This is a genomic window from Nocardia sp. bgisy118 (genome assembly GCF_057708605.1).
The window spans coordinates 255,722-267,197 of record NZ_JBYISM010000006.1; the positions used below are offsets into that span (position 1 = coordinate 255,722).

General features: G+C 69.3%; 14 protein-coding genes. 10 read left to right on the top strand and 4 right to left on the bottom strand.

All coding sequences use genetic code 11. The features are described from left to right. Positions 1-85 precede the first annotated feature (85 nt). From AC3EO7_RS10405 to AC3EO7_RS10435, 7 genes are all read left to right on the top strand, one after another. Positions 86-1,582 carry a lytic transglycosylase domain-containing protein gene (locus tag AC3EO7_RS10405; protein ID WP_431967575.1) on the top strand — a complete coding sequence of 499 codons (1,497 nt, stop codon included), beginning with the start codon at positions 86-88 and terminating at the stop codon, positions 1,580-1,582. 120 nt (positions 1,583-1,702) lie between these two features. After that, positions 1,703-2,545: a lytic transglycosylase domain-containing protein gene (locus AC3EO7_RS10410; RefSeq protein ID WP_431967573.1), complete on the top strand. Its 843-nt coding sequence runs from the start codon at positions 1,703-1,705 to the stop codon at positions 2,543-2,545. Positions 2,546-2,564: 19 nt separating this feature from the next. Then, positions 2,565-3,701 carry an Mrp/NBP35 family ATP-binding protein gene (locus AC3EO7_RS10415; RefSeq protein ID WP_431967571.1) on the top strand — a complete coding sequence of 379 codons (1,137 nt, stop codon included), beginning with the start codon at positions 2,565-2,567 and terminating at the stop codon, positions 3,699-3,701. An 87-nt stretch (positions 3,702-3,788) separates the two neighbouring features. Beyond that, on the top strand, positions 3,789-4,208 hold the full coding sequence (locus AC3EO7_RS10420) for a DivIVA domain-containing protein (RefSeq protein ID WP_431967569.1): 420 nt from the start codon (positions 3,789-3,791) through the stop codon (positions 4,206-4,208). Beyond that, positions 4,175-4,840 carry a DNA-3-methyladenine glycosylase I gene (locus AC3EO7_RS10425; protein ID WP_431967567.1) on the top strand — a complete coding sequence of 222 codons (666 nt, stop codon included), beginning with the start codon at positions 4,175-4,177 and terminating at the stop codon, positions 4,838-4,840. Before AC3EO7_RS10420 ends, AC3EO7_RS10425 begins: the two co-directional genes overlap by 34 nt. Positions 4,841-4,942: 102 nt before the next feature. After that, on the top strand, positions 4,943-5,110 hold the full coding sequence (locus AC3EO7_RS10430) for a DUF3117 domain-containing protein (RefSeq protein WP_011211259.1): 168 nt from the start codon (positions 4,943-4,945) through the stop codon (positions 5,108-5,110). 19 nt (positions 5,111-5,129) lie between these two features. Continuing rightward, on the top strand, positions 5,130-5,954 hold the full coding sequence (locus AC3EO7_RS10435; RefSeq protein ID WP_431967565.1) for a putative RNA methyltransferase: 825 nt from the start codon (positions 5,130-5,132) through the stop codon (positions 5,952-5,954). A 19-nt stretch (positions 5,955-5,973) separates the two neighbouring features. Here the strand turns inward: AC3EO7_RS10435 and glgA are convergent, their stop codons facing one another. Beyond that, positions 5,974-7,143, bottom strand: a complete 1,170-nt coding sequence (gene glgA, locus AC3EO7_RS10440; protein WP_431967973.1) for a glycogen synthase — start codon at positions 7,141-7,143, stop codon at positions 5,974-5,976. Positions 7,144-7,280: 137 nt separating this feature from the next. Here glgA and glgC point away from each other — a divergent pair, with 137 nt between their 5' ends. Next, complete coding sequence (gene glgC, locus AC3EO7_RS10445; RefSeq protein WP_431967563.1) at positions 7,281-8,495, top strand: glucose-1-phosphate adenylyltransferase; 1,215 nt, start codon at positions 7,281-7,283, stop codon at positions 8,493-8,495. 83 nt (positions 8,496-8,578) lie between these two features. Here glgC and AC3EO7_RS10450 read toward each other — a convergent pair whose 3' ends face one another. From AC3EO7_RS10450 to AC3EO7_RS10460, 3 genes are all read right to left on the bottom strand, one after another. Continuing rightward, positions 8,579-8,788, bottom strand: a complete 210-nt coding sequence (locus tag AC3EO7_RS10450) for a hypothetical protein (protein ID WP_431967561.1) — start codon at positions 8,786-8,788, stop codon at positions 8,579-8,581. Between the two features lie 141 nt (positions 8,789-8,929). Further along, positions 8,930-9,172 carry a hypothetical protein gene (locus tag AC3EO7_RS10455; protein ID WP_431967559.1) on the bottom strand — a complete coding sequence of 81 codons (243 nt, stop codon included), beginning with the start codon at positions 9,170-9,172 and terminating at the stop codon, positions 8,930-8,932. 222 nt (positions 9,173-9,394) lie between these two features. Beyond that, the gene (locus AC3EO7_RS10460; protein WP_067845300.1) at positions 9,395-10,027 is read right to left on the bottom strand and encodes an O-methyltransferase; all 633 of its coding nucleotides are present in this window, start codon (positions 10,025-10,027) and stop codon (positions 9,395-9,397) included. 341 nt (positions 10,028-10,368) lie between these two features. Between AC3EO7_RS10460 and sigE the strand changes: the two genes are divergently transcribed. Further along, entirely contained in the window at positions 10,369-10,986 is a 618-nt protein-coding gene (gene sigE / locus AC3EO7_RS10465) for an RNA polymerase sigma factor SigE (RefSeq protein ID WP_431967971.1), read from the top strand. 58 nt (positions 10,987-11,044) lie between these two features. Continuing rightward, entirely contained in the window at positions 11,045-11,467 is a 423-nt protein-coding gene (locus tag AC3EO7_RS10470) for a hypothetical protein (RefSeq protein ID WP_431967557.1), read from the top strand. Positions 11,468-11,476: the final 9 nt, after the last annotated feature.

An 11,476-nucleotide genomic window follows, 5' to 3' on the forward strand; every position in this document is an offset into this window, starting at 1 on the left:
ACCTGGACAACGTTGTCCTGAGCGGGGCCCGGGCTCAGTACGTCCCGGACACCGTTCCCACGACGTAGAGGATTGGTGTGGCCGAATGCGAGTTTCCGCTCCGATAACCATGTCGGCCCTCGTTGTCGCTGGTCTGGTCGCTACCGGATCGGCGGCGCACAGCACTACCTCGAGCGCGCCGCCACAGGCCCCGGAAGCGCTGCTGGCCGCGTCCGCCGGGCGCGGCGGCACGGGCAACGGCACGGACACCGGACCCGAAGACACTTTGTCTCGGACAGTAGGGCTGCTACCGGTCGCGCCGGACTCTCCCCGCAAACTTCGAGCTATGACTCCGCCAACCGATGGGATGCCGCTTTTCGGCGGGAGGGTCCCCCTGCACGACGTCACGTTGCCCTCGGTCGGCGGGGCGCTCGGCATTCCCGAGATCGTGCTGGCCGCGTACCGGAACGCGGAGCTGGCGCTGGAGTCTTCGATGCCCGGGTGCGGCTTGCCGTGGAATCTGCTGGCGGGCATCGGGCGGATCGAGTCCGCGCACGCGGGCAACGGTCGCACCGACGCGGCGGGCACGACGGTGACCCCGATCTTCGGCCCCGCGCTGGACGGCACGTTGCCCGGCAACGAGATCATCAAGGCCGCGGACGGCAGGTACGTGCGGGCGATCGGCCCGATGCAGTTCCTGCCCGGCACCTGGGGTCTCTACGCCGCCGACGGCAACGGCGACGGCGTCGCCGATCCGCACAACGTCTTCGACGCCACCCTGGCCGCGGGCAAATACCTGTGCTCGGGCGGCCTGAACCTCCGCGATCCCGCGCAGGAGCTCCGCGCGGTGCTGCGTTACAACAACTCGATGTCCTACGCGGCCAACGTGTTGAGTTGGTCGGCGGCCTACCGCACCGGCGGCAGCCCGAGCCAGGTCAACATCTCCCCGGAACTCATCCCGCCCGGCTCGGCGCCGATGATCACGGTGGGCCCGGACGTGTCCGCGGTGCAGACGACCCTGCCCACCACCACGTCGCCCGCGGATCGGCCGTCGGCGCCGATTCCGCTGGCTCCGGCGCCGACCCAGGTGATGATCACCATCCCCGGATTGCCGCCGATCCCGTGCGGCATCTTCTGCCCGGCACCGCCGCCGCCCGCCAACCCGTGCGAACAGGTCGCGGTGCCCGCGCCGATGCCGCGGCCGGGCGAGCCAGGGCGCCCGCTCGGGCCTGGCCAGGAATTCGGTGCGGAGCCTCGCGACCCGAACGCCCCGGCCGAGGCCAGGGAACCGCTCGACCCGAACGATCCCGTCCGCGTCGAGAAACCGCAGCCGAATCCGGTGTGCACGCCGCAAGCGCAGGGCCAGCCCGCACCCCAGGCGAGTCAACCCCAGGCGGGTCAGCCCGCGCCCCAAGCGGGCCAGCCCGCGCCCGCGCCTGCTCCCGCCGAGGAGCAGCCGAACCCGGAGCCGGAGGTCGCCAAGACCCCCGAACCCGCGCCCGCCGAGCAGCCGACCGTCGCTCCCGCCCCGACCCAACAGCCCGGCATCACACTGCCGTTCGGCATCGTCATCCCGTTGCCGCCTGCTCCGCCACAAGGCTGAGACCAAACCTCGGGACAGATCACGAAGCAGTAACAAAAAGATCTCGAATGCGGTAATCTCTCCTTCGTCCACGAAGGGCTCGTCAGCGGGCCTTTGTGCAACGAGGAGGGTCACCACACCGTGGGGCGTCACCGCAAGCAATCGCCTGCTCCTATCAAGCGCGGCTCCGTAATCGCACTGACCGGATTGGTTCCCGCCGGATTCGTGGCCTGCGCCGCGGCGTCCGATCTGGATTCCGATCAGGCCGCCGTTCAACTGCTCCCCGGCGACGATCAGGACGCGCTCGGCGTCAGATCCGCCGATTCGATCGAGTTCGTCGCGCACGCCATGGCCGAGCAGCGCACGGCCGTCCCGCCGGTCGTGAAAACCGTTGCGCTGCCCGCCGATCGGGTGAAGTCCGACCTGCCCGCCGGACAGCTCGGCGTGCCCGGCGTCGCGATCGCCGCCTATCAGAACGCCGAGCGCAGGCTGGACGCGGAGAACCCGGTCTGCGAGATGCCGTGGACGCTGCTGGCGGGCATCGGGCGCGTCGAGTCCACGCATGCCTTCGGCGGCAAGGCCGACGCCGACGGCAACCCGCTGAGCCCGGTCTACGGCCCGGTCCTGGACGGCTCGCTCGCGGGCAACAACGTCATCAACGACAGCGACGACGGCGCGCTCGACGGACTCGCGGGCTACGACCGCGCCGTCGGCCCGATGCAGTTCCTGCCCCAGACCTGGAAGCGCTACGCCGCCGACGGCAACGGCGACGGCATCGCCGACCCGCAGAACCTCTTCGACGCCGCGCTGACGGCCGGTAAGTATCTGTGCGACGGCGGATTGAACATGCGTGACCTGGCTCAGCAGTCGCGCGCCATTCTGCGCTACAACAACTCCATGGCCTATGTGGCGAACGTCATGGCATGGTCGAATTCCTACGGCAACGGGGTCGCACCCAAGCCCGCGCAGCTGCCGCGGATCTGATCCGCCTAAAATTTCCGTTATGCCAGTGGTAACGGAATCGGACGTGCGGGGTGCGCTCGCGAAGGTCGACGACCCGGAGATCCGGAAGCCGATCACCGAACTGGGCATGGTGAAAAGCGTCGCGATCGACGCCGGAAGCAATGTCCACATCGAGGTCTACCTGACGACGGCGGGCTGCCCGCTGCGTACCGAGATCACCCAACGGGTCACCAAGGCGGTGGCGGACGTCCCCGGCGTCGGCGCCATCTCCGTCGACCTCGACGTGATGAACGACGAGCAGCGCACCAGCCTGCGCAAGCAGCTGCGCGGCGACTCGGCCGACCCGGTGATCCCCTTCGCTCAGCCGGGCTCGCTGACCCGCGTGTACGCGGTCGCCTCGGGCAAGGGCGGCGTCGGAAAATCCTCGGTCACCGTCAATCTCGCGGCCGCCATGGCCGCGCGCGGCCTGTCCGTCGGCGTGCTCGACGCCGACATCTACGGCCATTCGGTGCCGCGCATGCTCGGCACCGCGGCCAGGCCGACCCAGGTCGAGCGGATGATCATGCCGCCCGTCGCGCACGAGGTGAAGGTCATCTCGATCGCCATGTTCACCCAGGGCAACACGCCCGTGGTGTGGCGCGGCCCGATGCTGCACCGCGCGCTCCAGCAGTTCCTCGCCGACGTGTTCTGGGGCGATCTGGACGTCCTGCTGCTCGACCTGCCGCCCGGCACCGGCGATGTGGCCATCTCCATCGCCCAGCTGATCCCCAATGCGGAGATCCTGGTCGTCACCACCCCGCAGCTCGCCGCCGCGGAGGTGGCCGAGCGGGCGGGGTCGATCGCGCTGCAGACCCGTCAGCGGATCGCGGGCGTGGTGGAGAACATGTCCTGGCTGGACCTGCCCGACGGCAGCCGGATGGAGCTCTACGGCTCGGGCGGCGGTCAGCGAGTCGCCGACAGCCTGACCCGCGCGGTCGGCGCGACCGTGCCGCTGCTCGGTCAGATCCCGATCGAGCAGGCGGTGCGCGAGTCGGGCGACGAGGGCACGCCGATCGTGCTGCGCGATCCGGCGAGCGCGTCGGCCAAGGCGCTGGTCGAGGTGGCCGACAAGCTCGCGGTACGCCGCCGCGGCCTGGCGGGCATGTCGCTCGGCATCGACACCACGCGGCATCTGTAGCGTCCTCGCGAAATCGGTTCCCGCCCGGGCGATCGCCTGTGCTCGGTCGTGAACAAGCATGTCGGAGGGGCGGAATAAGCTCGTGTCATGCTCACGCTGCTGTTGTACGTGCTGATCGTCGGCCTGGTGGCCGCGGTGCTGTTCCTGCTCGCGAGTGCGATCTTCGGGCGCGGCGAGGAACTCGGCCCACTGCCCGAGGGCACGACGGCCACCGTGCTGCCCGCCGAGGGCATCACCGGAGCCGATGTGCGCGCCTTGCGCTTCCAGCAGGTGGTGCGTGGCTACAAGGCCGGCGAGGTGGACTGGGCGCTGGCCAGGCTCGCCGCCCGGATCGACGAGCTCCAGCTGGAACTCGCCCATGCTCGCGGTGACGCGGCGGCCCGCGGCCTGACCGTCGAGAAAAGCGCGGACAGCGCGGCGCGCCAGGACACCGCCGCGGCGCCTCGCCACGACACCGGGCGCACGGCGTCGCCATGGCCCGCCCCGAGCACCCCCGAACAGCCGTGACCACCCCGCTCGCCGACGACGGCATGATCCGCTGCCCGTGGGCGGAATCGTCTCAGCTCTATCGCGACTACCACGACTTCGAATGGGGCGAACCGCTGCGCGGCCCCGACGCCATGTTCGAGCGGGTCTGCCTCGAGGCGTTCCAGTCGGGCCTGTCCTGGATCACGATCCTGCGCAAGCGCCCGGCCTTCCGTTCCGCGTTCGCCGAATTCTCGATCGACCGCGTCGCCGCGTTCGGCGACGCGGACGTCGCCCGCCTGCTCGCCGACGCAGGCATCGTCCGCAACCGCGCCAAGATCGAAGCGGCGATCGCCAACGCGAGGGCAGCCCAGGCGCTCGACCGCGGCCTCGACGAGTTGATCTGGTCGTTCGCGCCGCCGCCGCGCCCGCGTCCGCGGACCATCGCCGACGTGCCCGCGACGAGTCCCGAATCCATAGCTCTGGCAAAAGAATTGAAGCGGCGCGGGTTCCGTTTCGTCGGGCCGACGACCGCCTATGCGCTGATGCAGGCAACCGGAATGGTCGACGATCACCTAGCCGATTGCTGGGTCGGAAGTGACCCGCACAACACCGCTCGAGCGGTCACATTTCGAACTCAGGTATCCGTCCACAACGGCGATAGGGAAGAATAGGACCGGTGTAGCTCGCCAAATGCCGGTGAGCTACCTGGTTGGTGACAACTGTAGTTCCAAGAAAGTGCGCAGAAAACCGCGCAGATCTGGAGGGAGCAGAGGATGGCGGCCATGAAGCCCCGCACCGGGGACGGTCCCCTCGAGGCAACCAAGGAAGGGCGTGGAATCGTTATGCGGGTTCCACTCGAGGGTGGCGGGCGTCTGGTCGTCGAACTCACGCCGGATGAAGCAGCGGCGCTTGGTGACGAATTGAAGAGTGTCACCAGCTAGTCCCTCGGCACTCGCTGATGTGGCAGGTCTGCTGGCCTGCCCGGAATGCCGTCTCCCGCTGGAGGCGGTGGACCGGGCGCTGCGCTGCGGTCGCGGCCACAGTTTCGACATCGCCAAACAGGGCTACGTCAGCTTGCTGACCGGTGCGTCGACCAAGATGTCGGGCGACACCGCGGCCATGCTGGACGCCCGCGCCGCCTTCCAGGGCGAGGGGCATTTCGCGGCCATCGCCGCCGCGGTGGCCACCGCGGTCGGCCCGGTCGGCGATCGGGCCGCGACCCTGCTGGAGGTCGGCGCGGGCACCGGCTACTACCTGGCCGCGGCGCTCGACGCCGCACCCGGGGCCCGTGGCATCGCGCTGGACGTGGCCAAACCCGCCGCCCGCCGCTGTGCGCGCACCCATCCTCGCGCCGCAGCGGTGCTCGCCGACGCCTGGCGCGGCCTACCGGTTCGTGACGGTGTGCTGGCAGGAGTGCTTTCGGTGTTCGCGCCACGCAATCCGGCGGAAGCGGCCAGGGTGCTCGACGCGGACGGCCGCTTCGTCGTCGCCGCGCCGACCGCCCGTCATCTGGCCGAGTTGATCGATCCGCTAGGGATGGTCACCGTCGACCCGGACAAGGATCGCCGCATCACCGAGTCCATGTCGGGCTTGTTCGAAGAAGTCGATCGGGCCGTCGTCGAGTATTCGATGAAGCTCGAACGCGCCGAGGTGGCCGATGTCGTCGGAATGGGTCCCTCGGCGCATCACGCCGAACAGGCCCGCGATCCCCGCCTCGCGGCGCTGCCGGAGCACATGGAGGTCACCGCTTCGGTCACGGTGTCGACCTATCGTCGCCGTCGCTGACCACGCGCCACAGCCCGTTTCACGGCTTGAGCACGTGCTCGTACACCTCGACGGTGCGTTCCGCGATCCGCGACCAGTCGAATTCCGCGATGGCTCTTGCCCGTCCGGTCGCGCCGAACTCGGCGGCGAGGATCGGGTCGCCCGCGACCTCGTTGACCGCGGCCGCCAAGCCCCGCTCGTACTCCTCGGCCGCGCCTGCGTCGTAGTGCACGAGCCTGCCGGTGCCGCCGTCGACGACGACCTCGGGGATGCCGCCGACGTCGGAGGCGACGACCGCGGTCGCGCAGGCCATGGCCTCCAGGTTCACGATGCCGAGCGGCTCGTACACCGACGGGCAGACGAACACGGTCGCGGCCGCGAGTATCTGCCTGATCTGCTCGGTGGGCAGCATTTCCCGCACCCAGAAGACGTTCCCGCGCTGCCGCTGCAACTCGGCGACCGCGGCGGCCGTCTCGTCCTCCAGTTCCTTGGTGTCGGGCGCGCCCGCGCAGAGCACCAGCTGGATCTCCGACGCGAACTCGCGCGCGGCGGCGAGCAGGTGGCCGACGCCCTTCTGCCGGGTGATGCGGCCGACGAAGGCGACGATCGGCCGGTCGGCCGCCACCCCGAGCTCGTCGAGGATCGGACGTTCGCCGGTGGCGGGCGGACTCGGCCGCCACAGCGTCGCGTCGATGCCGTTGTGCACCACGTGCACCCGGCTCGGGTCGATCGCCGGGTAGGCGTCGAGCACGTCTTGGCGCATGCCCTCGCTCACCGCGATGACGGCGTCGGCATGCTCCATGGCGTTGCGCTCCGACCACGAGGACAGCCGATAGCCGCCGCCGAGCTGTTCGGCCTTCCACGGCCGCCGCGGCTCGAGCGAGTGCGCGGTGAGCACGTGCGGAACGCCGTACAAGGTGGCGGCCAAGTGTCCGGCGAGACCGGTGTACCAGGTGTGTGAGTGCACCACGTCCACATCGCCCGCCGCGTCGGCCATTCGCAGCTGCGCCGACATCATCTGCAACGCGGCGTTGGCGGCGTAGAGCGTCGAGTCCGGCTGGTGCACGACGGCGTCGGTGCGCTCGGCGCCCATACAGTGCACGGTCACCTCGCAGAGCCTGCGCAATTCGGCGGTCAGCTGGGTGACGTGTACGCCCGCGCCGCCGTACACCTCGGGTGGGTATTCGCGGGTCAACATCGCGACGCGCAACCGGTCCCGGATGTCCTCCGGCTCGCCGGATCCCGTCGCCGAGCGCCCGTCGTCCGTGCCGAAACTCACCGATCCAAACTAGACGCTCGGCTCGGCGGGAGCCACCCGCGCCATGACTTCACGGTAGTTTGGGCACTGTGAGGAGCCAGCCGCACGTACTCGGGATCGTGCTCGCCGGTGGCGAGGGAAAGCGCCTGTTTCCACTCACCGCGGACCGCGCCAAGCCAGCGGTCCCCTTCGGCGGCGCCTACCGCCTGATCGACTTCGTACTCAGCAACCTGGTGAACGCGGGTTACCTGCGCCTGTGCGTGCTCACCCAGTACAAATCGCATTCGCTGGACCGGCACATCTCCCAGACCTGGCGACTGTCGGGATTCGCGGGCGAGTACATCACCCCGGTGCCCGCCCAGCAGCGCCTCGGCCCGCGCTGGTACACCGGCAGCGCCGACGCGATCATGCAGTCGCTGAACCTGATCTACGACGAGGACCCGGACTACATCGTGGTCTTCGGCGCCGACCACGTGTACCGGATGGACCCGGAGCAGATGGTCTCCCACCACATCGATTCCGGCGCTGGCGTGACCGTGGCCGGCATCCGGGTGCCGCGCAGCGAGGCCAGCGCGTTCGGCTGCATCGATTCCGACGAGTCCGGTCGCATCATCCAGTTCCTGGAGAAGCCCGCCCATCCGCCCGGCACGCCGGACGACCCGAACGTGACCTTCGCGTCGATGGGCAATTACGTCTTCACCACCAAGGTGCTGGTCGATTCGATCCGCGCGGACGCCGAGAACTCCGATTCCGATCACGACATGGGCGGCGACATCATCCCCGCGCTGGTCGCGGCGGGCCAGGCCGCGGTCTACGACTTCGCCGACAACGAGGTGCCCGGCGCCACCCAACGCGACCGCGGCTACTGGCGCGATGTCGGGACCATCGACGCCTTCTACGACGCGCACATGGACCTGGTCTCGGTGCACCCGGTGTTCAACCTCTACAACAAGCACTGGCCGATCCGCGGCGCCGCCGAGAACCTGCCGCCCGCCAAGTTCGCCCAGGGCGGGCTGGCCCAGGAGTGCATCGTCGGCTCGGGCAGCATCCTGTCCGCCGCGACGGTGCGCAATTCCGTGCTGAGCTCCAATGTGATGGTCGACGACGGCGCCACCGTCGAGGGCAGCGTGCTGATGCCGGGCGTGCGCATCGGCCGTGGCGCGGTGGTGCGCCGCGCCATCCTCGACAAGAACGTGGTGGTCGGCGAGGGCGAGATCATCGGCGTCGATCTGGACCGCGACCGCGATCGTTTCGCGGTGAGCAAACGCGGCGTGGTGACCGTCGGCAAGGGCGTCTGGGTCTGAGATTCCCTGCGAACGCAGGTGATTTGCGATGACCGGCGGCGATGCGAGGCCCGCGGCTCCGGTTCACGCGGCGCGGCTCCGGTTCACGGTGACGTGGGCGGTGCGGTGCAGAACGGCTGACAGGAACCGGGCGTGCGCGGTGTCGTCGGCCGCGACCGGTCGCCGAAATCGGCGGTGTTGACCAGGATCGCGAGCACGATCGCCAGCACGAGCAGGATGCCGAACACCACCGTCGCGCCCGCCCACTCCTCCGTGCGATTCCTCGGTCGGTCGTCGTCGTCGTTCCAGAACATCGGCTCGTCCTCCGCGCTGCCCCGGGCTCACCCAAACACACCGCGGGCCGCTCGGCTATCGAAATCGCGAACAGCACGCGGAATTCGACGCTGCGCGTCAGGGCATTCGGCGCTGTGAGTCAGAGCATTCGGGCCCGCGCGTCAGGGCGCGGGCGGGGGCGGCGTCGCCGGGCAGAATGGCTCACAGGGTCCGGTGGTCGGCACCACCTTCGCGGGACCGGTGTCGAAATCGGCATTGCTCACCACGAGCAGTACCAGCACGACGAGCAGAATCGCGACCGCGAAAAAGCCCAACCCGGCCAGAACCCAATTCACCGAACCCTTTTCCTTGACCACATGTCCGACATGGCCGTAATGGACGATTTCCGCGGCGTGATCCCACATCGCCAGACCTCCGAATTCGCTTGCGGCGCCGGGGGTTTTCGGACGCGAGTCGCGCGATGACGCACGGGGTCGCCCGCACCCCGGCTGATCTCCGGATACCCGGGACGGACGCGCTGAATCATCGAATGCCGGTGGATCAGGCGGCGTTCGTGGTCGATCGGATTCGCCACGGCGGCATGCTGTTCTGTCGTCGCGCCGCGAACGGCATCGCGCGCGTGCGCGCTATCCGCGTGAGGCGCAGAGCAATCCGTCGCCGACGGGGATCAGCACACAAGTCAGTTCCGGATCCTCCGCGATGGCGCGGGTGGCCGCGCGCACCGCCTGGGTCGCCGGGTCGCGCTGGCTCGGGTCGGGGACGCGGCCGCCGAGCAGCGCGTTGTGCAGGATGATGGCGCCGCCGTCGCGCAGCAGCCGCACGGCTTGGGCGACGTACTGCGGATGCTCGAGCGGCGCGGCATCGATGAAGACCAGATCGTAGGCGCCGTCGGCGAGGCGGGGTAGCACGTCGAGCGCGCGCCCGTTGATCAGCCTGGTCCGCGCGGGCGGGATGTCGGCGGCGCGGAACGCGTCCTTGGCCGCGCGCTGATGCTCCGGCTCGGAATCGATCGTGGTCAGCGTGCCGTCCTCGCGCATGCCGTCGAGCAGCCACAGTCCGCTGATGCCCGCGCCGGTCCCGACCTCGACCACCGCGCGCGCACCGAGCAGCTGGGCGTACATGCTCAGCAGGGCCCCGACCGACGGCGGCACCGGTGCCGCGCCCAGCTCGGTGGCCCGTTCGCGCGCGCTGACGAGGATCTCGTCCTCCACGACGGATTCTTCCACGTAGGAGAGATTTCGCTCCAGGTTCGATGCCACGCCTAAGAGGCTAATGCGGGGCGGGTTGTCTCGGCGTTCCGACAACACGCTTTCTCCAGGGATCCGTTTTCTCAGGTGTCCCTCAGGATCTCCATATCCCCGCCATATCGGGACAGGAAAGAGTAAGGGCACGCAAGACCAGCCGACCGCGATACGCGGGACGCGGGAACAACGACATACAGGTGTCGGTTGTATTCCGTACGCGACGGTTCGAGACCCGAACCGAAACGGGAGTCCCGAGTTTACGGTCCCGAGCAGGAGGTAGCCCCATCCACATGGTCAAAGGTTCGTTTGCGGCTCCGCATGGGCACTCCGAGTACGCCACCCTCCCCGACCACATCATGCCGTTCGAGGCCGAGCAGGCCGAGGACCTCGATATCGAGCTGACCGGCACCGCCGCGTTCGACGCGACCGGCGATCGCTCGGTGATGCCGTCCTGGGACGAGCTGGTCCGCGAACACGCCGACCGGGTCTACCGGCTGGCCTACCGCCTGTCCGGCGACGCGCAGGACGCCGAGGATCTCACCCAGGAGACCTTCATCCGCGTGTTCCGTTCGCTGTCGAACTACCAGCCGGGCACCTTCGAGGGCTGGCTGCACCGCATCACGACCAACCTGTTCCTGGACATGGTGCGCCGTCGCAATCGCATCCGCATGGAGTCGCTGCCGGAGGACTACGACCGCGTGCCCGCCGAGGGCCCCGGCCCCGAGCAGGCCTATCACGACGCGCGCCTCGATCCCGACCTGCAATCCGCCCTCGACGCGCTGGCGCCGGAGTTCCGCGCCGCCGTCGTGCTGTGTGACATCGAGGGTCTGTCGTACGAGGAGATCGGCGCTACGCTCGGCGTGAAGCTGGGCACCGTGCGCAGCCGGATCCACCGCGGCCGTCAGGCACTGCGCGAGCACCTTGCGCATAATGGATCTCAGCAGCGGTTCGCCGCTGACGCGAACATCGGGTGATTCGCCGGGCACCGGCGACGCCCGGGCCAGAGGATGTCGTTGGAAGGGTGAGCACCGCATGAGTGGCGAGTCCAGCACGTCCGGTCGTCCCACGAATGGGGCGGACCGCCGGACGCCAGGCAGGTCACCGCGCTTCGCGCCCACCGAACACCTGGCCAGCGAGGCGATCGTCGCCTTCGTCGACGGCGAGCTGCGCATGAACGCGTATCTGCGCGCCGCCCAGCATCTTTCGGTCTGTCCGGAGTGCGCGGCCGAGGTGGACGCGCAGCAGCAGGCGCGGATCGCGCTGCGCCAGTCCGGCCCCATCTCCATCCCCACCGGCTTGCACGACAGCCTGACCCGTATTCCGCTCGCCGAGTTGCCCGGCGGCGCGTCGAACAACCCGGGTCAGCCGTCCGGGAACGCCCGCAGCGAGGCAGTTTTCGGTTTTCTGCCGGATTCGTTCACCGCGACCCGGTGGACCACGTGGTGGCGCAAGTAGAGTTTGGCG

Coding starts and splice junctions, on each gene's coding strand:
- AC3EO7_RS10405 (WP_431967575.1), top strand. CDS start 86: ATGCGAGTTTCCGCTCCGATAACCATGTCGGCCCTCGTTGTCGCTGGT.
- AC3EO7_RS10415 (WP_431967571.1), top strand. CDS start 2,565: ATGCCAGTGGTAACGGAATCGGACGTGCGGGGTGCGCTCGCGAAGGTC.
- AC3EO7_RS10420 (WP_431967569.1), top strand. CDS start 3,789: ATGCTCACGCTGCTGTTGTACGTGCTGATCGTCGGCCTGGTGGCCGCG.
- AC3EO7_RS10425 (WP_431967567.1), top strand. CDS start 4,175: ATGGCCCGCCCCGAGCACCCCCGAACAGCCGTGACCACCCCGCTCGCC.
- AC3EO7_RS10430 (WP_011211259.1), top strand. CDS start 4,943: ATGGCGGCCATGAAGCCCCGCACCGGGGACGGTCCCCTCGAGGCAACC.
- AC3EO7_RS10450 (WP_431967561.1), bottom strand. CDS start 8,788: ATGTTCTGGAACGACGACGACGACCGACCGAGGAATCGCACGGAGGAG.
- AC3EO7_RS10455 (WP_431967559.1), bottom strand. CDS start 9,172: ATGTGGGATCACGCCGCGGAAATCGTCCATTACGGCCATGTCGGACAT.
- sigE (WP_431967971.1), top strand. CDS start 10,369: ATGCCGTTCGAGGCCGAGCAGGCCGAGGACCTCGATATCGAGCTGACC.
- AC3EO7_RS10470 (WP_431967557.1), top strand. CDS start 11,045: ATGAGTGGCGAGTCCAGCACGTCCGGTCGTCCCACGAATGGGGCGGAC.